The sequence below is a fragment of the Microbacterium sp. STN6 genome (assembly GCF_026410545.1).
Taxonomy (GTDB): Bacteria; Actinomycetota; Actinomycetes; order Actinomycetales; family Microbacteriaceae; genus Root112D2.
Genome location: NZ_JAPMIT010000001.1, coordinates 496,576 through 521,062, shown reverse-complemented (window position 1 = coordinate 521,062; position 24,487 = coordinate 496,576). Strand labels below are relative to the sequence as shown.

Below are 24,487 nucleotides of genomic sequence, written 5' to 3'. Positions count from 1 at the left end.
CCTTGAAGAGTGCAGCAGCGGCCGATGGATTAGGCTTGTTCGATGGACGTGCACGGGGGCCGAGCGGTCTCCCGTGGGACATTGTGATCAATGTAAGAGAGTGGGCGATCGGCTGTGTCGAGCCAGTTGACCGGAACGGGTACCGACGAGGGTGCCGCAGGGGAATTCGGGGCCAACGAATGGCTGGTAGACGAACTGTACGAGCAGTACATCGTCGACAAGAACTCGGTAGACAAGTCGTGGTGGCCGATCCTCGAGAAGTACCAGCCGACCGTGCCCGATGAGGGCAACGCACAGCCAGCGGATGGCGGCACTCCCGCACAGCCCGCCGCCTCTGCGCCGGCACCCACGTCCGACGTCGCCGCCTCCCCCGCACAGCCGTCGCCCGCCGCCGCGCAGCCGGCCCCGGCCGCCGCGCAGCCGACCCCTGCCGCCGCACAGCCGGCCCCGGCCGCCGAGCCGCGCCCCACGACCGGTCCGAACCAGGTCATCGGCAGCCAGCCCGTCGCCAAGACCACCTCTGTCGCACCGCGCCCGCAGCCGGTGCCCGCCGACGCCCCAGTCACCGCCCCCCAGCCGGTCGTCTCGGCCGAGGGCGAGGTCGCCGAACCCAGCGACACCGTCACACCGCTTCGCGGCATGACGAAGACGCTCGCCAAGAACATGGACCAGAGCCTCACGGTTCCCACGGCGACGAGCGTTCGCACCATCCCCGCCAAGCTGATGATCGACAACCGCATCGTCATCAACAACCATCTGCGGCGCGCCCGCGGCGGCAAGATCTCGTTCACGCACCTCATCGGCTGGGCCATGATCCAGGCGCTCAAACAGTTCCCGAGCCAGAACGTGTACTACGCCGAGGTCGACGGCAAGCCGTCGGTCGTGGCTCCCGCGCACATCAACCTCGGCATCGCCATCGACCTCCCGAAGCCCGACGGAACACGCGCCCTGCTCGTGCCGAGCATCAAGCGCGCAGACACCATGGGCTTCGGCGAGTACCTCGCCGCCTACGAAGACCTCATCTCGCGTGCTCGCGCGGGCAAGCTGGGCGCGTCGGATTTCGCCGGCACCACCATCTCGCTCACCAACCCGGGCGGCATCGGCACCGTGCACTCCGTGCCGCGCCTCATGGCGGGCCAGGGCTGCATCATCGGCGCCGGCGCCCTCGAGTACCCGGCCGAGTTCCAGGGCTCGAGCGAGAAGACGCTGACGGGCCTCGGCATCGGCAAGACCATCACGCTCACCAGCACGTACGACCACCGCGTCATCCAGGGCGCGGGTAGCGGCGAGTTCCTGAAGATCGTGCACGAGCTGCTCATCGGCAAACGCGACTTCTACGAAGGCATCTTCGCGGCCCTGCGCATCCCGTACGACCCCATCCACTGGGCGCCCGACATCAGCGTCGACCTCGCCAGCGCGGTCGACAAGACGGCGCGCGTGCAGGAACTCATCAACTCGTTCCGCGTGCGCGGCCACCTCATGGCCGACATCGACCCGCTCGAGTACAAGCAGCGCTCGCACCCCGATCTCGACATCGCCACGCACGGTCTCACGTTCTGGGATCTCGACCGCTCGTTTGTCACCGGCCAGTTCGGCCGCGACAAGCGGCAGATGCTGCTGCGCGACATCCTCGGCGTGCTCCGCGACTCGTACTGCCGCACCATTGGCATCGAGTACATGCACATCCAGGATCCGGCCCAGCGCAAGTGGGTGCAGGAGAAGGTCGAGCTGCCGTATGCCAAGCCGACGCACGACGAGCAGCTGCGCATCCTTCGCAAGCTCAACGAGGCCGAGGCGTTCGAAACGTTCCTGCAGACAAAATACGTGGGGCAGAAGCGGTTCAGCCTTGAGGGCGGCGAGTCGACCATCGCGCTGCTCGACACCATTCTGCAGGGGGCGGCCGAAGCCGAGCTCGACGGCGTTGCCATCGGCATGGCACACCGCGGGCGGCTCAACGTGCTCACGAACATCGCCGGCAAGACCTACGGGCAGATCTTCCAGGAGTTCGAGGGAACGCAGGACCCGCGCACCATGCACGGCTCGGGCGACGTGAAGTACCACCTCGGCACCGAAGGCACCTTCACGGCCGCCGATGGCCAGGAAGTGCCCGTCTACCTCGCCGCGAACCCCTCGCACCTCGAGGCGGTCGACGGTGTGCTCGAGGGCATCGTGCGCGCCAAGCAGGATCGCCGGCCGGCCGGCACGTTCCTGACGCTGCCCATCCTCATTCATGGCGACGCCGCCATGGCGGGCCAGGGCGTCGTGCTCGAGACCATGCAGATGTCGCAGCTTCGCGCCTACCGCACGGGCGGCACGATCCACGTCAACATCAACAACCAGGTCGGCTTCACGACGCCTCCGGGCGAGGGCCGCACGTCGGTCTACTCGACGGACGTCGCCAAGACCATCCAGGCGCCCATCTTCCACGTGAACGGCGACGACCCTGAAGCCGTAGTGCGGGTCGCCGAGCTGGCGTTCGAATACCGGCAGCAGTTCAAGAAAGACGTCGTCATCGACCTCGTCTGCTACCGCCGCCGTGGCCACAACGAGGGTGACGACCCCTCGATGACCCAGCCGCTCATGTACAACCTCATCGAGGCGAAGCGCAGCGTGCGCAAGCTCTACACCGAGGCCCTCGTCGGCCGCGGCGACATCACCGAAGAGGAATACGACGAGGCGCACCGCGACTTCCAGGAGCGCCTCGAGCGGGCCTTCGCGGAGACGCACGCCGCGCAGACCAACTCCATCCCCATCGTCACGCAAGGTGGCGATGGCACGGATGCGTCAGAGCAGGCGGGCAACGGCGCACCAGAGACGACGGGCGTCGACAGGGCGGTCATCGACCTCATCGGCAACGCTTTCGACAACCCGCCCGCAGGCTTCACCGTGCACTCGAAGCTCAAGCAGCTGCTGGCCAAGCGGCTCGACATGAGCCGCAAGGGCAACATCGACTGGGGCTTCGGCGAGCTGCTCGCACTCGGTTCGCTGCTCGTCGAGGGCACGCCCGTGCGCCTGGTCGGGCAGGACACGCGTCGCGGCACCTTCGTGCAGCGTCACGCCGTGCTGCACGACCGGGTGAACGGCCAGGAATGGCTGCCGCTCGCGAACCTCACCGACAACCAGGCGCGGCTCTGGGTGTACGACTCGCTGCTGAGCGAGTACGCGGCCATGGGCTTCGAATACGGCTACTCGGTGGAGCGGCCGGATGCGCTCGTCATGTGGGAGGCCCAGTTCGGCGACTTCGCCAACGGCGCCCAGACCGTCATCGACGAGTTCATCTCGTCGGCCGAGCAGAAGTGGGGCCAGCGCTCGTCACTCGTTCTGCTGCTGCCGCACGGGTATGAAGGCCAGGGGCCGGACCACTCGTCCGCCCGCATCGAGCGCTTCCTGCAGCTGTGCGCTGAGAACAACATGACCGTCGCCAGGCCGTCGACCCCGGCCTCGTACTTCCACCTGCTGCGCCGGCAGGCGTACGCGCTGCCGCGCAAGCCGCTCATCGTCTTCACGCCGAAGGCCATGCTGCGCCTGCGCGGGGCCACCTCGAGCGTCGAAGACTTCACGCAGGGCCGCTTCGAGCCGGTGATCGACGACACGCGCATCAGCGACAAGGCCGCGGTCAAGCGCGTTCTCATCGTGGCGGGCAAGCTCTACTACGACCTGCTCAACGAGCTCGACAAGAACCCGAACCCCGCGATCGCGCTCGTGCGCGTGGAGCAGTACTACCCGCTGCCCGGCGCCGAGCTGAAGGCCGCGGTCGACGCCTACCCGAACGCGCAGCTGTTCTGGGTGCAGGACGAGCCGGAGAACCAGGGCGCGTGGCCGTTCATGATCCTCGAGACGTCGAAGCTCGGGCCGAGGCCCCTCGGGGTGATCTCGCGAGCGGCATCCGCTTCGCCTGCCAACGGTTCGGCCAAGCGCCACGCCGCCGAGCAGAGCGAGCTCGTGCAGCGCGCCCTCACCCTCTGACGCGAGCGAGTTCCCCCGCGCGGCGAGTCTGCGCGGGGGTCTCGTCGAGCACCGCCGCGTACCGCCTCGAGAAGTGCGCGTAGTCGGCGTAGCCGAGCTCGGCGGCAAGGTCGCTCAACTCGTCGCGGCCCGCGAAGAGTGCGGTTGCGGCGCGCTGAAGGCGGCGGCACTCGATGAGCCACTTCGGCGTCACGCCAACGCGTTCTCGCACGAGCCGCTCGAGCGTGCGCACGCCGATTCCGGCGCGTTCGGCAAGCTGAGCCGTTCGCACGATCGACTCATCCTCCTCGGCGAGCCGGCAGAGACGGTTGACGAGCAGCCCGCGTTCGTCGACGCGCGCGGCCAACGGCACAAGCCATGCCCTCAGCAGCCCCACGAGCCGCATGCGGGCCCGGTCGGGCTCCAACGCCATCGCCTCCTCGATCGCCGCGACCGGAGCATCGATCGGCTCGCCGCTCGCCGATCCGCGCACCAGCACCCGAGCCGGCGTCTGCGAGAGCAGGGCGGCGGCCGCGGGCCGGAACAGCACGCCGACCGCCCACGACGATCCCTCAAGCACCCGGGATTGCACGCGGGGATCCGGCCCGTGCAGCCGTGCACCGCCGGGCATGACGACGACGTTCACCGCCGGATACGTCAGCACGCGTTGCGTGAGGGCGGCCTCCGGCGGGATGCTCCAGCGCACCACCCACACATGGCGCACGAGTTCGCCCGTGCCGGCGCCGATGTCGAAGCGATCGAAGCGCACGGCGTCGTGGCCCGGGTTGAGGTGGCCGTGCGAACGGGGCGCGGCGCCGGCATCCGTCATGTCGCAAAAATACAAGATGCCGCCGACACCGGATGCCTATGGTTGCTGCATGACGCAGAACACGACCGGTGCCGACGGCACCTACACGACCAACGGAACCCCGCACGGATCGACGGCCCTCACGCCGCATCTCGTCGTGAATCCGGCCGCTGAGGCGATCGCCTTCTACCGCGACGTCTTCGGTGCCCGCGTCGTCGACGTGACGGAGATGGGCGGAATCGTCGCGCACGCGGTGCTCGACTTCGGCAACGGGATGCTGACGCTCGGCGACCCGATGCCGGAACTCGGGCTCATCCCGCTCGATCCCGCCGCGGGGCACCAGTACTCGATGGCGCTGTACTGCCCCGACGTCGACGCGGTCACGGCCCGAGCGCAGGCGGCGGGCGCCACGGTGCGCGAGGCTTCCGCAACGTTCGTCTCGGGCGACCGCTATGCGTCGCTGCTCGACCCGTTTGGCGTGCGGTGGACCATCATGACGCGCGTCGACGACCTCTCTCCCGAGGAGTCGGCCGCCCGCGTCGCCGAATGGGCCGCCGCGCAGGGCTGACGGCAGCCGCGCTGGGCCCCGCTCAGTGAGTCGACTGAATCGCGCGCAGCTTCGCCAGCACCTGCACGCGCAGATCCTCAGGCGCGCTCTCGCTGCACGCGCGCCGCACCGTCTCGGTCAGCACGATGCCGACGTTGTGCTCCTGCGCGCAGTCCGCGCAACTCTCGAGGTGCTCTCGAATGTCTGCGGCATCCGATCGGCACAGCTCGTTGTGCAGGTATTCTTCGAGGTCTTTCTTGGCTTTGGCGCAGCCGCAGTCCGTCATCTGGTGCTCCTGGGGGTGGGCGCGTCGGCCGTGCTCGTCTCGTCGACGGCATGCCCTCTCTCGCGCGCGTAATCGGAAAGGCGGTCCCGCAACAAGCGCCTGCCACGATGCAGGCGGCTCATGACGGTCCCGATGGGGGTCTTCATCATGTCGGCGATCTCCTGGTAGGAGAACCCTTCCACGTCGGCGAAGTAGACCGCCATGCGGAAGTCTTCCGGAATGGACTGAAGCGCATCCTTCACCGCGCTGTCTGGCAGGTGGTCGATCGCCTCGGCCTCGGCCGAGCGGGTCGACGAAGCGGTGCGCGACTCGGCCCCGCCCAGCTGCCAGTCCTCGAGCTCGTCGATCGTGCCCTGGTACGGTTCGCGCTGCTTCTTCCGGTACGTGTTGATGAACGTGTTGGTCAGGATGCGGTACAGCCACGCCTTAAGGTTGGTGCCCTGCTTGAACTGGCCGAATGCGGCGTACGCCTTCACGAACGTCTCCTGCACCAGGTCCTGCGCATCCGCCGGGTTTCTGGTCATGCGCAGGGCTGCCCCGTAGAGCTGGTCCATGAACGGAAGAGCCTGCTCTTCAAAGAGGGTGCCGTGGTCGTCTGTCGCGGTCGTCATCGGTCGCAAGTCTAGTTGCGGCAGCGCAGCGGATACGGGCCGGTCGAGCAGGGCGGTCGCCTCACGCACCATGTTTTCCTCCCTCGCAGCGCACGAAACGCCGATACTGTTGATAAACGATGCTGATCTCGAAATATTCCTCGCCGGACTTCAACCCGTACGGCGACACCGACCCGATCGATTCCGACATGCCGTGGCCGGCGCCGTCGTGTCGCGGCGCGATCGACGCCGTCGTGTCGCTGCCGGGGTCGAAGTCGCTGACGAATCGGCAGCTCGTTCTCGCGGCCCTCGCCGACGGCCCGTCGCTGTTGCGGGCGCCGCTGCACTCGAACGACAGCGAGAACATGGCGTCGGCGCTGCGCTCGCTCGGCGCCACCATCGAGGAGAGGCCGGGCGAGGGCGTGTTCGGCGGCGACTGGCTCGTCACCCCCGGCGAGCTCTTCGGCAGCACGACCATCGACTGCGGGCTGGCGGGCACCGTCATGCGCTTCGTGCCGCCCGTCGCGGCGCTCGCCCTCGGCCCCACCACCTTCGACGCGGACGACGCGGCGCGCGGTCGCCCCATGTCCACCATGATCACGGCGCTGCGGGCGCTCGGCGTCGATATCAACGACGACGGCCGTGCCGGCCTGCCGTTCACGGTGCACGGCACGGGCCGGGTTGCGGGCGGCGAGGTCGCCATCGACGCCTCCGCATCGAGCCAGTTCGTCTCGGGTCTGCTCATCGCGGCGGCCCGCTTCGATGACGGCCTGCGCCTCACCCACACCGGCGAGCGCCTGCCCAGCCTGCCCCACATCGAGATGACGATCGCGGCGCTTGCCGCGCGCGGCGTGCCCGTCGACTCGCCGGCCGTCGGAACCTGGGTCGTCGAGCCGGGCAGCATCGCGGCAGCCGATGTCGACATCGAGCCCGACCTCTCCAACGCCGCCCCGTTCCTCGCCGCGGCCCTCGTCACGGGCGGCCGCGTCACGATGACCGGCTGGCCCGAACACACCACCCAAGTCGGCGCGCACCTGGCCGAGCTGCTGCCACGATTCGGGGCCGAGGTGAGCCTCGACGGCGACGCGCTGACGGTGACCGGCGGCAGCGGCATCCGCTCTGTTGATCTCGACCTGACGACGGGTGGCGAGCTCGCCCCCGCCCTCGTCGCCCTCGCGGCGCTCGCCGACGGGCCGAGCGAGATCACGGGCATCGGCCACATCCGCCACCACGAGACCGATCGGCTTGCGGCCCTCGCGGCCGAGATCAACGCGCTCGGCGGCAGCGTCACCGAGCTCGATGACGGGCTGCGCATCGAGCCGCGGCCCCTGCACGGCGGCGTGTGGCACAGCTACCACGACCACCGCATGGCCACGGCCGGCGCACTCATCGGCCTCGCCGTCGACGGCATCGGCATCGAGAACGTGGCGACGACCGCAAAGACGCTGCCCCAGTTCACCGGGCTCTGGCAGGCCATGCTCAGCGGCGACGCATTCAGCGGGAACCGCCCGTAGATGGCCTGGTGGGACGCGGACCCGGACGACGACGAACCGGAGTTCGACGAGACGGATGTTCGCGTTCGCCCGAATCGCCGCGGCTCCCGCCCGCGCACGAAGATCCGCCCTGAGCACACCGAGGCCACCACGGGGCGCGTGCTCGGTGTCGACCGGGGCCGCTACGCCGTGCTCGTCGGCGAGAACACGGCGGATGAGCGCCACGTCACCGCGGCGCGCGCGAGCGAACTCCGGCGCACGTCGCTCGTGACGGGCGACCTCGTCGACCTCGTCGGCGACACCACCGGCGAGCCGGGAACCCTCGCCCGCATCGTGCGCATCCAGCCCCGCGAGACCCTGCTGCGCCGCAGCGCCGACGACACCGACGAGGTCGAGCGGGTCATCGTCGCCAACGCCGATCAGATGCTCATCGTGGTCGCGGCGGCGAACCCCGAACCCCGCATTCGCCTCGTCGACCGCTACCTGGTCGCGGCGTTCGACGCCGGCATCCGCCCGCTTCTGTGCGTGACCAAGACCGACCTCGCCGACCCGAGCGAGTTCCTCGCCAACTTCGCGGGCCTCGACCTGCACGTCTTTGCCAGCAGGCAGGATGCGCTGCCGGTCGACGAGATCTCGGGCTGGCTGATCGGCCATGAGACGGTGTTCGTCGGCCACTCGGGCGTCGGCAAGTCCACGCTGGTGAACGCGCTGGTGCCCGAGGCGGGCCGCGCGACGGGCGTCGTGAACACCGTGACGGGGCGCGGCAGGCACACCTCCTCATCGACCGTGGCGCTGCGGCTCGTCACCGACGCCGGCCGCGGCTGGGTCATCGACACCCCCGGCGTGCGCTCGTTCGGCCTCGGCCACGTCAACCCCGACAACATCCTCGGCGCCTTCACCGACCTCGCCGAGATCGCCGAGGACTGCCCTCGCGGCTGCACACACCTGCCGGATGCGCCGGACTGCGCGATCAACGAGGCGGTCGAAGCGGGCCGCCTCGGCGACACCGGCCGTGCCCGCATCGACTCCCTCCAGCGCCTGCTCGCCACGTTCTCGAAGGCACCGTGATGACACGGGTGACGATCCACGAGCTCGCCAGGCGGCTCGACATCTCCAAAGCCTCCGTCTCGTACGCGCTGAACGACCGGCCGGGCGTGAGCGACGCTACGAGGGCCCGCGTGCTCGCGCTCGCGGCCGACCTCGGCTGGCACCCGAGTTCGTCGGCCAGGGCCCTCTCGCGTTCCCGCGTCGACGCGATCGGCATGGTGCTGAAGCGCGACCCCGACCTGCTCGGCACCGAGCCCTACTACATGAGCCTGCTCGGCGGTGTCGAAGACGTGCTGCTGCACGCGGGCCAGAGCCTTCTGCTGCGCATGGTCGGCACGGGCGAGGGCCGTGACATCGCCGTCTACAAGAGGTGGAGCGCCGAGCGCCGCGTCGACGGCGTGATCGTGCTCGACCTCGCCGTCGACGACCAGCGACCCGAACTGCTGAACCGCCTGGGCATGCCGTACGTGCTGCACGGCATCCGCCACGACCCCGAGACGGGAGGCGAGCTCGTCGAGGACCTGCTCACCGATGCCGCGACGATCGTCGAGCACATCGCCGCGCTCGGCCACACCGAGCTGGCGCACGTGACCGGGCCGCTCGCGCTCGCGCACGAGGTGCGGCGGCGCGACGCGGTCATTGAGGAGGCGGCGGCCCGCGGCATCCGCTCGATCGTCATCGAGTGCGACTACACGATGAGGTCGGCCCAGCGCATGATGGGCGAGGCCCTGGGCAGCGGATGCACGGCCACGGCCGTGATCGCGTCGAACGACGTGATGGCCCTGGGAATCTCGGCCGCGCTGCGCTCGAACGCGCGAGACGACGTGGCCCTCGTCAGCTGGGACGATTCGATGATCTGCCAGATCGCGACCCCGACGGTGACGGCGCTCGCCCGGCATCCGGAGGACCAGGGGCGGCGCAGCGCCCGGCTGCTTCTCGACATTCTCGACGGCATTCCGGCCGGGCCGGAGCAGCCCATCGCCAGCATTCTGTGCGCCCGCGAGACGAGCGTTCGACACGCCTAGCGAGTAGCCTTGCCATGATGTCGAGCGCCAACGGGGAGCCGAATTGAACCGACCGACATGAAATCGTTACTTGCGCTCTTAACCGGTTCAGTTATGCTCCTACCAGGTGACCGACCTGCCGATCGGTGCTGACAGCGAGTCCCAGCCCTCGCTCACCGCATCGGCCCACATCCCACGGACACCGTGAGTAGACAAGGAAGTCAGATGGGCAAGACACGAGCAATCCTCGCGGCCACAGCCATTGCCGCTCTCACCCTCACCACCGCGGCGTGCAGCAGCGGCGGGGGCGGTGGCGGATCGTCGTCGGGTTCAGACAAGGACACGACGCTCACCTACTGGGCGAGCAACCAGGGCACGAGCATCCAGAACGACAAAGACGTTCTGACGCCGGTGCTCGACAAGTTCACGCAGAAGACGGGCATCAAGGTCAAGCTCGAGGTCATCGGCTGGAACGACCTGCAGACCCGCATTCAGACCGCCGTCTCGAGCGGCCAGGGACCCGACGTCGTCAACATCGGCAACACGTGGGGCGCATGGCTGCAGTCCACGGGCGCGTTCGCGGAGTTCAACGACGCGAACATGAAGGCCATCGGCGGCGCCGACAAGTTCGTGAAGACCGCGCTCGACGCGGGCGGCGCCCCCGGCAAGACGCCCACCTCGGTGCCGCTCTACGGCCTGGCGTACGGCCTGTACTACAACAAGGCCATGTTCGCGGATGCCGGACTGCAGCCGCCGACGACGTGGGAGGAGTTCGTGGCCGCTGCCAAGCAGCTGACCACGGGCGGCAAGTACGGCCTGGCACTGGCGGCGGCGAGCTACACGGAGAACATCCACTTCGCCTTCCTGACCGCGGCGCAGAACGGCGCATCGTTCTATGACAAGGACGGCAAGCCCACGTTCACCAGCCAGCCGATCGTCGACGGCCTCTCCCGGTACCTGGCGCTCATGCAGACCGACAAGGTCGTGAACCCGGGCAACGCACAGTACGACAACGGCACGCAGGCCATCGCCGACTTCGCCTCAGGCAAGGCCGCTATGGTGCTCAGCCAGAACAACGCCGACGCGAGCATCAAGGCAGATGGCATGAGCCCAGACGACTACGGTGTGGTCGCGCTGCCCTCCCCGAAGAACGCGAAGGCCGAGGTCGCCACGTTCCCGGCCGGCATCAACCTGTCGATCTTCAAGTACACGAAGCACCTCAGCCAGGCGCTGAAGTTCGTCAAGTACATGACGAGTGAGGACACGCAGTCGACGCTCGACAAGCCGTACGCGGCCCTGCCGGTTCTCGCCGGCGCGAAGGCGTCGTTCACGGACAACGCCGACGAGGCCAAGGTGTTCCTCGACGCGTACAACAACAAGTCGAAGCCGCTGCCGCAGGTGGCCACCGAGGGTTCGTTCGAAAGCACCATCGGCAAGGGCCTGAGCCAGGAGTTCGCGACGATCGCGACAGGCGGCACCGTTTCCGATGCCGATATCAAGGCGATGCTGAAGACAGCGCAGGAGCAGGTGGAGGCACAGGGCTAGCTGCCGACACGATGACACAACCGCGGTGGGCCGCAGGCGCTCTGATGCGCATGCGGCCCACCGTGCCTGCTACGACGAAGGGATCAACGCATGTCGGCGACGACCGTACCGCCGCAGCCTGACAGCTCGACGGTGACCAAGAGGGTCACGAGTCGCGGCTCGAAGAACGGGCAGCACAGGAGATTGGGCGGCTGGTGGCTGCCATACGCGCTGCTCGCTCCCGCCATCCTCTTCGAGCTGCTCATTCACATCGTGCCGATGGCCACGGGCGTCTGGGTCAGCTTCATCAAGCTCACCCAGATCTACCTTCGCAACTGGGGGGCCGCGCCGTTCGTCGGTCTCGGCAACTACTCGGTCTCGCTCGACTTCAACAGTGCCATCGGCAAGAGCCTGCTCAACTCGTTTCTCGTCACGTGCGGCTTCACGGTGCTTGTCGTCGGCATCTCGTGGGGTCTCGGCATGGCGGCCGCCGTCGCCCTGCAGCGCGCATTCCGTGGGCGCGGGCTGTTCCGCACGCTCTTTCTCATCCCGTACGCCATCCCGATCTATGCCGGGATCATCACCTGGAAGTTCATGTTCCAGAAGGACACGGGCGCGGTCAATCATCTGCTATTCGACAACCTGGGCCTGCCGGGTGACAAGCCGTTCTGGCTCATCGGCGACAACGCGTTCTTGGCCATCGTCATCGTCGCCATCTGGCGGCTGTGGCCCTTCGCGTTCCTCATGCTCATGGCGGGGCTGCAATCCGTGCCTCAGGACGTCTACGAGGCCTCCGCGGTAGACGGCGCGAAGCCGCTGCGGCAGTGGTCGAGCATCACGCTGCCGATGCTGCGGCCGGTCAACGTCGTGCTCGTCCTGGTCATGTTCCTGTGGACCTTCAACGACTTCAACACCCCGTTCGTGCTGTTCGGTTCGACCGCACAACCACCCGCGGGTGACCTGATCTCATTCCACATCTACAACGCGTCGTTCCTGACGTGGAACTTCGGTACGGGCGCCGCCATGTCGGTCCTCCTGCTGCTGTTCCTGCTCGTGGTCACGAGCGCGTATCTGCTCTTTGTGAACAGGAGGTCCAAGCGTGCGTGACACCGTTGGAACCAAGGTATTCCGTGTCGTGACCCTGGTGGTGCTGACCCTCTTCACGGTCATTCCGCTCTGGGTCATGATCACCACCTCGATCAAGCCTCTCGGCGACGTGCAGAACGCGTTCGCCTGGATCCCCGAGCACATCACGCTCGAGCCATACATCCACATCTGGCAGACGGTGCCGCTTGCGCAGTACTTCCTGAACAGCCTCATCGTCTGCACGGTCGCCACGTTCGTCAGCCTCATCATCGCGGTCTTCGCCGCGTACGGCGTCTCACGGTGGCGCTTCCGCGGGCGCGGGGCGTTCACGACCACGGTGCTCTCGACGCAGATGTTCCCCGGCGTGCTGTTCCTGCTGCCGCTGTTCCTCATCTTCGTCAACATCGACCAGGCGACCGGCATCCAGCTCGTGGGCACAAGGCTCGGCCTCATCATCACGTATCTCACATTCGTGCTGCCGTTCTCCATCTGGATGCTCGCCGGCTACTTCGACGGCATCCCCCGCGACCTCGACGAGGCCTCCAAGGTCGACGGAACCGGCGCCATGGGCGCACTGTGGCACGTGGTGCTGCCTGCCGCGCGGCCCGGGCTCGTGGCAGTCGGCATCTATAGCTTCATGACGAGCTGGGGCGAGGTGCTCTTCGCCTCGGTGCTGACCACCGGGCCGACGCAGACTCTCGCGATCGGGCTGCAGCAGTACTCGACGCAGATCAATGTGTACTGGAACCAGATCATGGCCGCCTCGCTCGTCGTCAGCGTGCCGATCGTCGTCGCGTTCCTCCTTCTGCAGCGCAGCTTCGTCGCAGGCCTCACGGCGGGCGCCATCAAGTAGCGGATGCCGCGGGCTGGCCGGCCTCGCCGGTCGGCCTGCGTCGCCGGTCGGCCTCGCCGGTCGGCCTGCGTCGCCGGTCAGCCTCGCCGGTCGGCCTGCGTCGCCGGTCAGCCTCGCCGGTCGGCCTGCGTCGCCGGTCGGCCTCGCCGGTCGGCCTGCCCGCGGTAGCGTGGAGGCATGACCACTGATCCCCTCTCCCCTGGCGACACCGCCCCCGCGTTCACCCTGCTCGACCAGGATGGCGCATCCGTCTCGCTCAGCGACGTCGCCGGCGAGAGCGTCATCGTGTACTTCTACCCGGCGGCCATGACGCCGGGCTGCACGACCGAAGCCTGTGACTTCCGCGACAACCTCGGCGCGCTGCAGACTGCCGGTTACCGAGTTTTCGGCATCTCGAAGGATGCTCCCGCCACCCTCAAGGAGTTCCAGGAGCGCGACGGGTTGACGTTCCCGCTGCTCTCGGACCCGGATCTCGCCGTTCACAAGGCGTACGGCGCGTACGGAGAAAAGTCGCTGTACGGCAAGCTCACGACGGGTGTGCTGCGCTCGACCTTCGTCGTGAACCCCGATGGCACGCTGCGGCTCGCGTTGTACAACGTAAAGGCAACCGGGCATGTGGCTCGGCTGCGGCGCGAGCTGGGGCTGGCCGCGTAAGTCGATCGCGCGTTGCGGCCGGTGTCAGCGGCCCCGGGGCGTGTCGCCGCCTGCCGGGGGTGTGTCGCCGCCTGCCGGGGGTGTGTCGCCGCCTGCCGCGGGTGTGTCGCCGCCTGCCGGGAGCGTGTCGCCGCCTGCCACGGGCCGAGCCGTCGCCCGCACGACGGCGGGTGAGAGCGCCAGCGCGACACCGATGAGCGCCGGAACGAGCAACGCCCAGGCGAGCGTGGGCCGCGCATCCTGCCCTTGAAAGAAGCCGACGGCGATCGCCAGCTGCAGGATCTGCCAGGTGATCGCCGCCGCGCGCACCCATGAGCGGCCACGCAACGTGGCGAGCGCGGTCACGACGAGCCACACCGCCGCGAGGGCGGCGAGCACGAGGATGGCGACGGCGCTGGCGTACGAGCTCGGCGTGGCCGTCAGCAACTCGAAGAGCAGCCACACGACCGTGGCGGCCACGAGTGCGGCATCGAGGAACAGAAGTACCGCGAGTGCGGTCAGGAACGCCGGTCGGCGGCGGTTCTCATGCGCCTCGGCGCCAGCATTTTCGCCCATGTTCACAGGGTTGTCCCATACAAAACTATTGATTTGACCCATGCACTATGGGAGCATATTTGAGGTCGAGTTGTCGCTCACAGGGCCGTGGGCAGGTCTCAGTTCCCATCGGATCATCCGCCCTGAACTCGACGCTACCTCGCATTCTAGGCCGTTCGGCCGTGCACTCACGAAACGTGCATCACGCAACAAAGGAGCACCCCTATGGATTGGCGCGACAAAGCCGCCTGCCTCACCGCCGACCCCGAGCTTTTCTTCCCCGTCGGCAACACCGGTCCGGCCGTTGACCAGATCGAGAAGGCCAAGGCCGTGTGCGCCCGGTGCACCGTCACCGAGATCTGCCTGCAATACGCTCTTGAGACCGGCCAGGATTCCGGCGTCTGGGGAGGCCTGTCGGAAGACGAGCGCCGCGCCCTGAAGCGCCGCGCCGCCCGCGCCCGCCGCGCCTCCTAGCCCTGCCCGGCCCTAGCCGCCGCACCTCCTAACCCTCCCCGGCCCGAGCCGCCGCACGGCCGCGCCCCGAAGGCCCCCGGCCATCCGCCCTCGACCGCCCCGCTCCCCGAACGAAAACGACGGTCATTCTGTCGTTTTCGGTCTGTTGCGCCCCTGTTCAGGCCGATTCTGTCGAGATCACCGTCGTTTTGGTTCGCGGCCGCGGGCGCGTGCGCCCGCCATCCGCTGCTCAGTTGTTGAGCACGAGAGCGGATGCGCGACTCCGGCCGCGCCGCCGCAAACTGCCGCCCGCCCGAACCAAAACGACGGTGATCTCGACGAAATCGCGCCGATACACGGCCCTCGGAGGCCGAATCTGCAGAATGACCGTCGTTTTCGTTCGCCCGGGACGGCACGCGGCCGGTTTTGGGAGGGCACGCGGCCGGCCTCGGTCAGGCGCGCGTTTGACCTCGGCGGGCACGCGCTCGGTCAGCGGTCGCATGGAGCAGTCGCACGGAGCAGCCGCACGATGGTCGCACGAAGCAGCCGCACATGCGGCCAGCCGGCGCTACTTCTTGTTGAGGTAGCGCAGCGGCACCTCGATGGTCACCTCGGTGCCCTGCCCCATGAGCGTGTGCCAGTCGATCGTTCCCCCGAGCTCGCCCTGGATCAGCGTTCGCACGATCTGGGTGCCGAGCCCGGCGCCGACCTTGCCCTCGGGCAGCCCCGACCCGTTGTCGACCACCTTCACGGCAAGGCTCTCGGCCGAGCGCTTCGCGATGATCTCGACCGCGCCCTCGCGGCCCGCCAGGCCGTGCTCCACCGCGTTCGTCACGAGCTCGGTGAGCGCCAGCGCCAACGGGGTCGCGTACTCGCTCGGCAACTCCCCGAAGCTCCCCGTGGATTTCGGGTGCACCGTCGTGTTGTGGCTGGCCGCCACCTCGGCGACCAGCAGCAGCACCCGGGCGAACACATCGTCGAAGTCGACAATCTGCGCCAGACCCTCCGAGAGCGTGTCGTGCACCACCGCGATCGCGCCGACCCTCCGCTGCGCCTGCGAGAGCGCGTCGCGCGCCTCGTCCGAGTGCGTGCGCCTCGCCTGAATGCGCAGCAGCGACGCCACCGTCTGCAGGTTGTTCTTCACCCGATGGTGGATCTCGCGAATCGTCGCGTCCTTGGTGATGAGCTCGCGTTCCTGATGCCGCAGCTCGGTCACGTCCCGGCACAGCACGATCGCTCCCACGCGCTCGCCCCGATTGCGAATGGGGATCGCCCGCAGCGACACCGTCACGCCGCGCGCCTCGATGTCGGTTCGCCATGGCGCCCTGCCGGTCACCACGAGCGGCAGCGATTCGTCGACCACGAGCCGGCCGCCGAGCAGCTGCGTCGTCACCTCGGCGAGCGATTCGCCCTCCAGCTCATCCGCGAAACCCATGCGGTTGAAGGCGGAGAGAGCGTTGGGGCTCGCGAAGGTCGTGACACCGTCGACGTCGAGCCTGATCAGACCATCGGATGCCCGCGGCGCCCCGCGCCGTGGGCCGGTCGGCGCACCCATATCGGGAAAGTCCCCCGACGCGATCATGGCGAACAGGTCGTTGGCGCACTCGTTGAACGTCAGCTCCTGACGCCCGGGGGTGCGGGCCTCGCTCAGATTGCTGTGCCGAGTGATGACGGCGACGGGCACCGGATCGATGTCAGGCGAGCGCGGGTTGATGCGCCGCATGACGGGCACGGCACGCACCCGGGTCGGGGTCTCCTCGTACCAATCCGGCGCCGACGAATCCACGATCTGCGCCGTCTCGAACGCCCGCATGACCTGGTCGCGCCATTCCGCCTTGATCTTCTGGCCCACGAAGTCGCGATAGAAGAGCGTTGCCGCGCTCGACGGGCGTGCGTGAGCGACGGCGACGAACTCGCCATCCGCGTCATCCGAGGGCACCCACAGCACAATGTCGGCGAAGGCGAGGTCGGCGAGGAGTTGCCAGTCGCCGACAAGCATGTGCAGCCAGTCGACGTCGTCAGCGGAGCGGCCCTGGGCGAGTACGAGTTCACTGAGCGTCGGCACGGTGACAGTTTACGTGGGCACGTACCTCAGGTAGACACGGATGCCGCGCCCGCCCGTCGCCCGAGCAGCCGTCGGCGCGGGGCAACCCCGGCCTCCGCTCTCGGCAGCAGTGCAGACTCGACCATGCGCGAAACGGCGGCGCGCGCAGGCGACCGGGGTGCGGCATCCGCCAGCGTCTTGCCGGTGAGCAGCGCGGTGTCGACGCCCTGCTGGTCGTGCGGCACGAGCACGGGTGCGGTGATGCCCGCGAAGCGGGCCAGGGTCGAGGAGACCTGGGCGAACGGCGCCATGCCAACGGCCGTGGCGCGCACTCGGTTCATGACCACCGTGCTCGGCGTGTCCGGTACGAGTTCGGCAAGGTCGACGTGTGCGCGCAGAAACCGCGGCATGCCGACCGGGTCGGCGAGCCCGACCTCGACGATATGGTCAGCGGCTCGCAGCGCGGCCAGGGTCGCCGCATTGCGGCGGGGCGCGAAGAGATCGCTCGAGATCTCTTCGTCGCTTTCGAGGCTGAAGCCGGTGTCGATCACGAGGTAGTCGACCCATCCGCGGCAGGTCTCGATGGTCGCGGCGACCCGCTCGGCCGACAGCTCGGGCCAGCGGGTCGGCCGCCCGATGCCCGTGAGAACCCAGAACGGGCCCTTCGACGAGGCGTAGCGCGACGCGACGCGCTCGAGCTCTCCACGATTGAGACCGCCCGAACCGGCCAGCCGGCACGCGGCCGCGAACCCGGGCGCTTCGTCGAGCAGACCGAGGCTCGGGGCGATGCAGCCGCCATACGTGTCGACGTCGGCGAGCGCCACCGAGTGCCCCCGCGCCGCGATCTCGGCCGCGATCGTGGTGGCGAGAGTCGTTCGCCCGGGCGCACCAGCAGGGCCCCACACGGCGATGACTCGGCCGCCGGCCACCGCCTCTGCCGCGCTCTGCCTCGCGGGCGCAGGCGCGGGCGCGACCGCCGTCAGCAGTTCCTCGACGGCCGCCCATTCACTCGTCGCATCCAGCACTTCGTAGAGGCCGAGCGAGGCGGCGTTGCGGCGTTCCTGCTCCCCCGCCGCAAGGGCAACGAGCCGCACGGCGCCCGCGTCGCATGCGGCCATCAGTGCCGGCGTCAGCCAGCGCCGAGATGCTGAGACGACGGCGGCGTCGAGCACCCCGTCCCCGGCGAGTGCGACCAGTTCCATTCCGGTCTGCGGCCGGCTAGCCAGCTGGTGCCCTGCGTTCAGCGCGTCGCCGATCAGGCGATCCTCGGTGCGTCGATCGAGCGCGAGGGCGAGCCGCGCCATCAGGAACCCGCCTGCGCCGCCGCCGCGATCACGCTCACCGCGTCGCCGTTCGCCTGCGCCTGCAGCACCGCCGGAAGGCTGCGCCTGGGCACCTGCACCTCGACAGAGACCCCGTCGCCCGTGCGCACCATGCCGTCGTCGGCAACGACGCGCACGACCGCCGCCTTCTCGGCGAGCACGGCGGGCGGCCCGAAGCCGCCCCCATCGATGGCGGCGGCAGACCAGACATCGACGACAGAACCGGCGATGACGGATGCCGCGAGCGGGCCCCGCACGCTGAGCACCACCCGTGCGCTGGTGACGCTGTCGGCGTCGCCGACGGCAGCAACCGGCAGGAGTTCGCCCGGGCCGACGGCTCGCGTGACGACGACGCCGGCCGCCGGCATCCGCTCTGCTGTCATGTAGCGTTTGCCTGAATCACCCAGCCTCACCTGCACGCGGCGCAGGTCGGACGTGGTGACCCGATCACCCGGAGCGATGGCCGAGGCGGCGGCAAGCACGGTCGTGGTGCGGTCGGCCGTGTGCACCACTGCCCACACGCCGACGACGGACGCCGCGACGAGCAGAATGCCGATCGCGAAGCGCGGGTCGAGCCAGAACACCCGGTGCGGCCTCGTCGTCGGTTGCGCGCTCATTGTTCCCCTTCGCCTCGAGTGCTCGCGTGTCGTGCGGCATGCAGCGTGCTCGACGACGGTTGCGTCGAGTGCTCAACAATGGTGGCGTGTGACGGCGACGCGCGTGAAAGTTATCCACAGGCTTCGACCCGGCCGGCGCGTCGCAGGGAGATAATCGATGCATGGGCGCAGACACATTCGACTCGCTCGGCCGCTTCCTCACCGTTGCCGATGCCGCCGAGATTCTCAACGTGTCTCCCGACGACGTTCTCGCGATCGTGCAGTCGGGCGAATTGCCCGCCATTCGCATCGGTACCACGGGCAAGTGGCGCATCGAGCGCAACGTGCTTGAGGCTTACATCGACGCCATGTACGAAGAGAGCCGGCGCGCCAGCCTGTGGCAGCAGTCAGACTTTGCGAGCATCCCCGAGCTCTCCGGCGGCCGCATCACGCGCCCCGGCGAATGAGCGCGATCGTGTCGACGACGACGACGACGGCGGCGGCGGCGGCGGCGGCGCTCACACTCGCACGAGGGTGATCTGCTCGATCGGCACAATGCGGACCTGCGTGACGGATGCGGCGCGGCGCGGGCTTCCCGGCTCATGTACGGCGAGATCCAGGTGCTCTCGCGCCACCCTATCGATGGTGCCGTGGAACGACCCGGCCGCCGTCTGCAGTTCGACGCCTGCGCGGCGACGGCACAGGTCGCGCAGCACGAACGCGATGCCGATGCGATCGGAGAGTGAGGGGGCGCGACCGCGTGCAGGCTCGTCCGCGAGGCTGCGGGCGGCATCCGCTGTACTGACCAGGATGCCCGCGATGGCGGCGAGCGGCACGACGCAGTGACGCGGCCGTCTGGCCTCCTCGAGCAGTTCGCCTGAGAACCAATCCCGCCCGAAGGTCGCCGGGCGAACGCGGATCGTCGCGCCGCTCGTGAGCTGCAGCGTCAGGGCGTTCGGCTGCCGGCGACCGTCGCCCTCCGGTGCCGAATGGTGACGGTCGTCGCCCTCGCCGGCGGCGAGCGACGTCAACCTCTCGCGCAGCGAAAGTCGCGCCAGGCGGAGGCGTTCGCGCTCGGCCCGAAGCTCGACGTCGTCTGCGTCAAGCTCGTGCTCGAGCTGGCCCTCGATGTCGTCGAAGAGGTTGTCCCAGCGCATGCTTCCGACGGTATCGGCATGAAGCGGATGCGTCGCGAGTTATCCACAGATCGTCTCAAGCCGGTAGACAGAAACGTCTGCAACTGGTTGAGTCTTTCTCGGGAAGTCACCCCCTTCCGGGGGCAGACACCGCAATTCGATCCATGCTGACGTTTTCGAGAGTCGGGGAGCAGACGATGAGCCCAGCTGTGCCGGTGGCCGCGGAGGAGCGCGACGACGACGCACGCGGCACGCCCGCGGCCGGGCAGGTTCGGCAGAGCCGTGGCTCGGCAGCTGCCGCTGCGGCGGCGGCCCGATTCGATGCCGACGAGTACTTCGGCGCGCAACGCACGCCCGTGCACGAGCTGCCGGACCCGCAGCCGCTGCTGGAGAACCTGAGCCGCTGCGTCATCGAAGTGCTCGCCGGTGTGCGAGAGCTCGACCAGCTCTCACGCTGGGTCAGCGACGAGGTCTACCGGCACCTGCTCAAACGGGTCGTGCTCGCCGCTCGCGCCCGTCAGGTCAAGGGAGTTGCGGCGCGCCGACCACAGGTCTCCATCGGCCGCACGATCATCAGCATGCCGCGCGAAGACGTCGTCGAGGCGGTCGTCATGGTGCATAACCGTGCGCGGTCGCGGGCCGTTGCCATCAGGCTCGAGGGCATCGACAGGCGCTGGCGAGCCAGCGTCGTCTCCGTGCTCTAGCGGTGGTCGGCCCGCGCGGCGTGACTGTGCGGCGGTCAGCCTGTGCGGCGTGACTGTGCGGCGGTCAGCCCTTGCGGCGTGACTGTGCGCGCCGCTCGGCCCGATTGGTCGGTGCCTGCTCGCCCGATTCCACTCGCTGGCCGAACGCCCCGCGCTGGGCACTCCCGGTACCCTGCGGCGCCGGCTGGCCCTCCTCCTGCTGGGCTGCCGCGGCATCCTTCAACTGCTGGGCACGCTGCGCGCGAGCCGTGGCGGCCTGCTCGACCTGTCCGCGCTGGTTGCGCACCTCGATGCCGCCCGAGTCGCTCGGCGCCGAATAGCTGAGCTTCTGCTCGGCCTCTTCGCCCCGGGCCAGACCCTTCGCGGCGACTTCGACCTCGCCCGGCGCCTGACGCACCTCGACCTCGAGGTTGAACAGGAAGCCGACCGACTCCTCTCGGATCTGCCCCATCATCTGCTGGAACATGGCGTAGCCCTCGCGCTGGTACTCGACCAGCGGGTCGCGCTGCGCCATGGCACGCAGGCCGATGCCGTCCTTCAGGTAGTCCATCTCGTAGAGGTGGTCGCGCCAGCGGCGGTCGATGACCGAGAGAACCACGCGACGCTCGAGCTCGCGCATCGCCTCGGTGCCCAGGGTCTCTTCCCTGCGCTGGTAGGCGAGATGAGCATCCGACAGAATCTCCCGGCGCATGAACTCGCGGTTCACGCGGCCCCGGCTGCCCGCCTCGGTGATGACCTCATCGATCGTGACACCGACCGGGTAGAGCGTCTTCAGCTCGTTCCAGAGTGCGTCGAAGTCCCAGTCGTCGCCGTTGCCCTCGCCGGTGTGCGCCTCGAGCACTTCGTCGACGACGTTGTCGAGGAACGTCTGCACCCGCTCGTGCAGGTCGTCACCCTCGAGGATGCGCCTGCGGTCGCTGTAGATGGCTTCGCGCTGGCGGTTCAGCACGTCGTCGTACTTGAGCACGTTCTTGCGGATCTCGGCGTTGCGCGCCTCGACCTGCCCCTGCGCGCTGCGAATGGCTCGGCTGACAACCTTGGACTCGATGGCGAGGTCGTCCGGCACGTTGCTGCGGCCCATGAGGGTCTCGGCAGCGCCCGCCTTGAACAGGCGCATCAGGTCGTCGGTGAGCGAGAGGTAGAAGCGGCTCTCGCCGGGGTCGCCCTGACGCCCGGAACGCCCGCGCAGCTGGTTGTCAATGCGGCGCGACTCGTGCCGTTCGGTGCCGAGCACGTACAGGCCGCCGGCCTCGCGCACCTTGTCGGCCTCGGTCTCGACCTCCTGCTTGACGTTCTCGTACACCTCGTCCCACGCCGCCTCGTACTCCTCGGGCGTCTCGGCCGGGTCGAGCCCACGCCGGTTGAGTTCGGCGACAGCGAGGAACTCGGCGTTGCCGCCGAGCATGATGTCGGTGCCACGACCGGCCATGTTGGTGGCGACGGTGACGGCGCCCAGGCGGCCAGCCTGCGCGACGATCGACGCCTCTCGCGCGTGGTTCTTCGCGTTCAGCACCTCGTGCCGCACGCCCTTCTTCGCGAGCAGCCGAGAGAGGTACTCGCTCTTCTCCACGCTCGTGGTGCCGACCAGAACCGGCTGCCCCTTCTCGTGCCTGGCCGCGATGTCTTCGACGACCTGGCCGAACTTCGCCTCCTCGTGCTTGTACACGAGGTCGGGCTGGTCTTTACGCACCATGGGCTTGTTGGTGGGGATGGGGACCACGCCGAGCTTGTACGTCGACATGAACTCCGCCGCCTCGGTCTCGGCGGTACCGGTCATGCCCGCGAGCTTCGTGTACAGGCGGAAATAGTTCTGCAGCGTGACGGTGGCGAGGGTCTGGTTCTCGGCCTTGACCGCGACGCCCTCTTTGGCCTCGATGGCCTGGTGGATGCCCTCGTTGTATCGGCGTCCCATGAGGATGCGGCCTGTGTGCTCATCGACGATGAGCACCTCGCCGTTCATCACCACGTAGTCCTTGTCGCGCTTGAACAGCGCGTTCGCCTTGATGGCGTTGTTCAGGAACGAGATGAGCGGCGTGTTCGCCGACTCGTACAGGTTGTCGATGCCGAGGTAATCCTCGACCTTCTCAATGCCCGGCTCCAGCACGCCGACCGTGCGCTTCTTCTCGTCGACCTCGTAGTCGACCTCGGGCGTGAGCCGCTTGGCGAGGCTCGCGAACTCGTTGAACCAGCGGTTGGCCTCGCCCGAGGCGGGCCCGGAGATGATGAGCGGCGTGCGCGCCTCGTCGATGAGGATCGAGTCGACCTCGTCGACGATCGCGTAGTAGTGGCCGCGCTGCACCATGTCGCTGGCCTGCCACGCCATGTTGTCGCGCAGGTAGTCGAAGCCGAACTCGTTGTTCGTGCCGTACGTGATGTCCGCCGCGTACTGCTCGCGCCGCTCCTGCGGGTCCTGGCCCGCGAGGATCACGCCTGTGGTCATGCCGAGCGCGCGGAAGATGCGCCCCATCAGCTCGGACTGGTAGTTCGCCAGATAGTCGTTGACCGTGACGATGTGCACGCCACGGCTCGTGATCGCGTTGAGGTATGCCGGCAGGGTCGCGACGAGCGTCTTGCCCTCACCGGTCTTCATCTCGGCGATGTTGCCGAGGTGCAGGGCCGCGCCGCCCATGACCTGCACGTCGAACGGCCGCATGCCGAGCGTGCGCTTGGAGGCCTCACGCACTGCCGCGAACGCCTCCGGCAGCAGGTCGTCGAGCGACTCGCCGTTGCCGTGTCGCTCCCGCAGCTCGACGGTCTCGTTCTTCAGCTCCTCGTCGGTGAGCTGACTGAAGTCGTCCTCCAGAGCGTTGACGGCCTTCGCGTAGTTCTGAAGGCGGCGCAGAGTGCGCCCCTCACCGACACGAAGAACCTTTTCCAGAACTGAGGCCACGGATGCACTCCACACTGATCAGGGCGCCGGGAGCGCCTGTCGTCCGGCCGGACGCGCGCGAACCGACCGCAGCCGGCAACTATAGCAATGCTAGCGGGGTGCGTGATGAGTATCGGCACGGTTCGCCCGATACGAAGAGAAGCGGATGCCCGCGCCGGCGGCGTCGCCGCCGACGCGGCATCCGTCACCGGCCGAGCTTGCGGCTGGCAGTCGCCACCTCCTGCAGTTCGTCGGCGTTCTCGTCGAGGGCGATGACGCCGTAGTCCCAGCCCTTGCGGCGGTAGACGACGCTCGGGCGCCCGTTCTCCTGATCGATGAAGAGGTAGAAGTCGTGGCCGACGAGCTCCATGTAGTAGAGCGCGTCGTCGACGGACATCGGTACCGAGGCGAACACCTTGCGCCGGATCACGACGGGGCAGTACTGCTCCTCGTCGCTCGCCTCGGCCTCCTCACCGACGACGGGGATGGAGCCGGTGCGCACCCGCTCGATCACGTCGGCGGATGCCGGGGTGATGTCGACAACATTGAACGCTCCCGTACTGGCCTCGCTCAGGGAGGTGGGGCGGTGGTTGCCGCGATGGATCTTGCGGCGATCCTTCGCCCGGCGCACCCGCTCGATCAGCTTGGCCATCGCGACGTCAAGGGCGGCGTATTTGTCGGTCGCCGTCGCCTCCGCGCGAACCACGGGACCCGGGCCGATCAGCGTCAGCTCGACGCGATCTTCACTGCTCTGACCGTTCGGCTTCTCGTTGTGCCGGCTGACGCGCAACTCGAGTACGAGCGCTCGCGTGGCCAGCCGAGACAGCTTCTCGGTCTTCTCCGTGGCGTATTCACGGAATCGATCAGTGATCCCCAGGTTTCGTCCGATGATGTCAAGTTCCATGACGACCCTCCCTGATCTGACGTGCCCCCGCCCGGCTCGTCAGGGCGGGTCATCCACGCCTCTTTCCCCCTACCGTAGTGCCGCGTCT

22 protein-coding genes are annotated in these 24,487 nt (G+C 68.4%); 12 read left to right on the top strand and 10 right to left on the bottom strand.

Going from position 1 to position 24,487, the window contains the following annotated elements; all coding sequences use genetic code 11:
- Window positions 1-114 precede the first annotated feature (114 nt).
- A complete protein-coding gene (locus OSC27_RS02325; RefSeq protein ID WP_267179800.1) occupies window positions 115-3,966 on the top strand; it encodes a multifunctional oxoglutarate decarboxylase/oxoglutarate dehydrogenase thiamine pyrophosphate-binding subunit/dihydrolipoyllysine-residue succinyltransferase subunit in 3,852 nt (1,283 codons plus the stop codon).
- Here the strand turns inward: OSC27_RS02325 and OSC27_RS02320 are convergent.
- Entirely contained in the window at window positions 3,956-4,774 is an 819-nt protein-coding gene (locus tag OSC27_RS02320; protein WP_267179799.1) for an AraC family transcriptional regulator, read from the bottom strand. The genes OSC27_RS02325 and OSC27_RS02320 overlap by 11 nt on opposite strands.
- Before the next feature lie 49 nt (window positions 4,775-4,823).
- Between OSC27_RS02320 and OSC27_RS02315 the strand changes: the two genes are divergently transcribed.
- Window positions 4,824-5,321, top strand: a complete 498-nt coding sequence (locus OSC27_RS02315; protein WP_267179798.1) for a VOC family protein — start codon at window positions 4,824-4,826, stop codon at window positions 5,319-5,321.
- A 22-nt stretch (window positions 5,322-5,343) separates the two neighbouring features.
- On the opposite strand, the gene OSC27_RS02310 is transcribed toward OSC27_RS02315, so the two are convergent.
- Entirely contained in the window at window positions 5,344-5,586 is a 243-nt protein-coding gene (locus OSC27_RS02310; RefSeq protein ID WP_267179797.1) for a zf-HC2 domain-containing protein, read from the bottom strand.
- A complete protein-coding gene (locus OSC27_RS02305; protein ID WP_267179796.1) occupies window positions 5,583-6,197 on the bottom strand; it encodes a sigma-70 family RNA polymerase sigma factor in 615 nt (204 codons plus the stop codon). Before OSC27_RS02305 ends, OSC27_RS02310 begins: the two co-directional genes overlap by 4 nt.
- Before the next feature lie 119 nt (window positions 6,198-6,316).
- Here OSC27_RS02305 and aroA point away from each other — a divergent pair, with 119 nt between their 5' ends.
- The 7 genes from aroA to bcp all read left to right on the top strand — a co-directional run bounded on the left by aroA (window position 6,317) and on the right by bcp (window position 13,837).
- A complete protein-coding gene (aroA, locus tag OSC27_RS02300; RefSeq protein WP_267179795.1) occupies window positions 6,317-7,690 on the top strand; it encodes a 3-phosphoshikimate 1-carboxyvinyltransferase in 1,374 nt (457 codons plus the stop codon).
- On the top strand, window positions 7,691-8,737 hold the full coding sequence (gene rsgA / locus OSC27_RS02295; protein WP_267179794.1) for a ribosome small subunit-dependent GTPase A: 1,047 nt from the start codon (window positions 7,691-7,693) through the stop codon (window positions 8,735-8,737).
- Window positions 8,737-9,741, top strand: coding sequence for a LacI family DNA-binding transcriptional regulator (locus OSC27_RS02290; RefSeq protein ID WP_267179793.1), 1,005 nt, complete (start codon window positions 8,737-8,739; stop codon window positions 9,739-9,741). Before rsgA ends, OSC27_RS02290 begins: the two co-directional genes overlap by 1 nt.
- 204 nt (window positions 9,742-9,945) lie before the next feature.
- On the top strand, window positions 9,946-11,265 hold the full coding sequence (locus tag OSC27_RS02285) for an ABC transporter substrate-binding protein (RefSeq protein ID WP_267179792.1): 1,320 nt from the start codon (window positions 9,946-9,948) through the stop codon (window positions 11,263-11,265).
- A gap of 90 nt (window positions 11,266-11,355) precedes the next feature.
- A complete protein-coding gene (locus OSC27_RS02280) occupies window positions 11,356-12,351 on the top strand; it encodes a carbohydrate ABC transporter permease (protein ID WP_267179791.1) in 996 nt (331 codons plus the stop codon).
- Window positions 12,344-13,183: a carbohydrate ABC transporter permease gene (locus tag OSC27_RS02275; RefSeq protein WP_267179790.1), complete on the top strand. Its 840-nt coding sequence runs from the start codon at window positions 12,344-12,346 to the stop codon at window positions 13,181-13,183. Before OSC27_RS02280 ends, OSC27_RS02275 begins: the two co-directional genes overlap by 8 nt.
- A gap of 177 nt (window positions 13,184-13,360) precedes the next feature.
- Complete coding sequence (gene bcp / locus OSC27_RS02270) at window positions 13,361-13,837, top strand: thioredoxin-dependent thiol peroxidase (RefSeq protein WP_267179789.1); 477 nt, start codon at window positions 13,361-13,363, stop codon at window positions 13,835-13,837.
- A gap of 24 nt (window positions 13,838-13,861) precedes the next feature.
- On the opposite strand, the gene OSC27_RS02265 is transcribed toward bcp, so the two are convergent.
- Window positions 13,862-14,392 carry a hypothetical protein gene (locus OSC27_RS02265; RefSeq protein ID WP_267179788.1) on the bottom strand — a complete coding sequence of 177 codons (531 nt, stop codon included), beginning with the start codon at window positions 14,390-14,392 and terminating at the stop codon, window positions 13,862-13,864.
- A gap of 204 nt (window positions 14,393-14,596) precedes the next feature.
- Between OSC27_RS02265 and OSC27_RS02260 the strand changes: the two genes are divergently transcribed.
- Window positions 14,597-14,845, top strand: a complete 249-nt coding sequence (locus OSC27_RS02260) for a WhiB family transcriptional regulator (protein WP_056730333.1) — start codon at window positions 14,597-14,599, stop codon at window positions 14,843-14,845.
- Between the two features lie 547 nt (window positions 14,846-15,392).
- Here OSC27_RS02260 and OSC27_RS02255 read toward each other — a convergent pair.
- Genes OSC27_RS02255 through OSC27_RS02245 form a run of 3 tightly spaced genes read right to left on the bottom strand, consistent with a single transcriptional unit; the run spans window position 15,393 to window position 18,807 of the window.
- Complete coding sequence (locus OSC27_RS02255; protein WP_267179787.1) at window positions 15,393-16,889, bottom strand: sensor histidine kinase; 1,497 nt, start codon at window positions 16,887-16,889, stop codon at window positions 15,393-15,395.
- A 26-nt stretch (window positions 16,890-16,915) separates the two neighbouring features.
- Entirely contained in the window at window positions 16,916-18,172 is a 1,257-nt protein-coding gene (locus tag OSC27_RS02250) for an AAA family ATPase (RefSeq protein ID WP_267179786.1), read from the bottom strand.
- On the bottom strand, window positions 18,172-18,807 hold the full coding sequence (locus OSC27_RS02245; protein ID WP_267179785.1) for a hypothetical protein: 636 nt from the start codon (window positions 18,805-18,807) through the stop codon (window positions 18,172-18,174). Before OSC27_RS02245 ends, OSC27_RS02250 begins: the two co-directional genes overlap by 1 nt.
- A gap of 161 nt (window positions 18,808-18,968) precedes the next feature.
- On the opposite strand from OSC27_RS02245, the gene OSC27_RS02240 reads away from it, so the two are divergent.
- Window positions 18,969-19,253, top strand: a complete 285-nt coding sequence (locus OSC27_RS02240) for a helix-turn-helix domain-containing protein (RefSeq protein WP_267179784.1) — start codon at window positions 18,969-18,971, stop codon at window positions 19,251-19,253.
- A gap of 51 nt (window positions 19,254-19,304) precedes the next feature.
- On the opposite strand, the gene OSC27_RS02235 is transcribed toward OSC27_RS02240, so the two are convergent.
- Entirely contained in the window at window positions 19,305-19,943 is a 639-nt protein-coding gene (locus OSC27_RS02235; protein ID WP_267179783.1) for a hypothetical protein, read from the bottom strand.
- Between the two features lie 176 nt (window positions 19,944-20,119).
- On the opposite strand from OSC27_RS02235, the gene OSC27_RS02230 reads away from it, so the two are divergent.
- The gene (locus OSC27_RS02230) at window positions 20,120-20,626 is read left to right on the top strand and encodes an Rv3235 family protein (protein WP_267179782.1); all 507 of its coding nucleotides are present in this window, start codon (window positions 20,120-20,122) and stop codon (window positions 20,624-20,626) included.
- Window positions 20,627-20,690: 64 nt separating this feature from the next.
- Here OSC27_RS02230 and secA read toward each other — a convergent pair whose 3' ends face one another.
- On the bottom strand, window positions 20,691-23,516 hold the full coding sequence (secA, locus tag OSC27_RS02225) for a preprotein translocase subunit SecA (RefSeq protein ID WP_267179781.1): 2,826 nt from the start codon (window positions 23,514-23,516) through the stop codon (window positions 20,691-20,693).
- A 184-nt stretch (window positions 23,517-23,700) separates the two neighbouring features.
- On the bottom strand, window positions 23,701-24,399 hold the full coding sequence (hpf, locus tag OSC27_RS02220) for a ribosome hibernation-promoting factor, HPF/YfiA family (RefSeq protein WP_267179780.1): 699 nt from the start codon (window positions 24,397-24,399) through the stop codon (window positions 23,701-23,703).
- Window positions 24,400-24,487: the final 88 nt, after the last annotated feature.

Bases quoted from the DNA above. Each gene is read 5' to 3' on its own strand.
- OSC27_RS02290 (WP_267179793.1), top strand. From the start codon at position 8,737: ATGACACGGGTGACGATCCACGAGCTCGCCAGGCGGCTCGACATCTCC.
- hpf (WP_267179780.1), bottom strand. From the start codon at position 24,399: ATGGAACTTGACATCATCGGACGAAACCTGGGGATCACTGATCGATTC.
- OSC27_RS02285 (WP_267179792.1), top strand. From the start codon at position 9,946: ATGGGCAAGACACGAGCAATCCTCGCGGCCACAGCCATTGCCGCTCTC.
- OSC27_RS02235 (WP_267179783.1), bottom strand. From the start codon at position 19,943: ATGCGCTGGGACAACCTCTTCGACGACATCGAGGGCCAGCTCGAGCAC.
- rsgA (WP_267179794.1), top strand. From the start codon at position 7,691: ATGGCCTGGTGGGACGCGGACCCGGACGACGACGAACCGGAGTTCGAC.
- OSC27_RS02310 (WP_267179797.1), bottom strand. From the start codon at position 5,586: ATGACGGACTGCGGCTGCGCCAAAGCCAAGAAAGACCTCGAAGAATAC.
- OSC27_RS02250 (WP_267179786.1), bottom strand. From the start codon at position 18,172: ATGGCGCGGCTCGCCCTCGCGCTCGATCGACGCACCGAGGATCGCCTG.
- OSC27_RS02315 (WP_267179798.1), top strand. From the start codon at position 4,824: ATGACGCAGAACACGACCGGTGCCGACGGCACCTACACGACCAACGGA.
- OSC27_RS02260 (WP_056730333.1), top strand. From the start codon at position 14,597: ATGGATTGGCGCGACAAAGCCGCCTGCCTCACCGCCGACCCCGAGCTT.
- OSC27_RS02320 (WP_267179799.1), bottom strand. From the start codon at position 4,774: ATGACGGATGCCGGCGCCGCGCCCCGTTCGCACGGCCACCTCAACCCG.
- OSC27_RS02280 (WP_267179791.1), top strand. From the start codon at position 11,356: ATGTCGGCGACGACCGTACCGCCGCAGCCTGACAGCTCGACGGTGACC.
- bcp (WP_267179789.1), top strand. From the start codon at position 13,361: ATGACCACTGATCCCCTCTCCCCTGGCGACACCGCCCCCGCGTTCACC.
- OSC27_RS02265 (WP_267179788.1), bottom strand. From the start codon at position 14,392: ATGGGCGAAAATGCTGGCGCCGAGGCGCATGAGAACCGCCGCCGACCG.
- OSC27_RS02305 (WP_267179796.1), bottom strand. From the start codon at position 6,197: ATGACGACCGCGACAGACGACCACGGCACCCTCTTTGAAGAGCAGGCT.
- OSC27_RS02230 (WP_267179782.1), top strand. From the start codon at position 20,120: ATGAGCCCAGCTGTGCCGGTGGCCGCGGAGGAGCGCGACGACGACGCA.
- OSC27_RS02245 (WP_267179785.1), bottom strand. From the start codon at position 18,807: ATGAGCGCGCAACCGACGACGAGGCCGCACCGGGTGTTCTGGCTCGAC.
- aroA (WP_267179795.1), top strand. From the start codon at position 6,317: ATGCTGATCTCGAAATATTCCTCGCCGGACTTCAACCCGTACGGCGAC.
- OSC27_RS02240 (WP_267179784.1), top strand. From the start codon at position 18,969: ATGGGCGCAGACACATTCGACTCGCTCGGCCGCTTCCTCACCGTTGCC.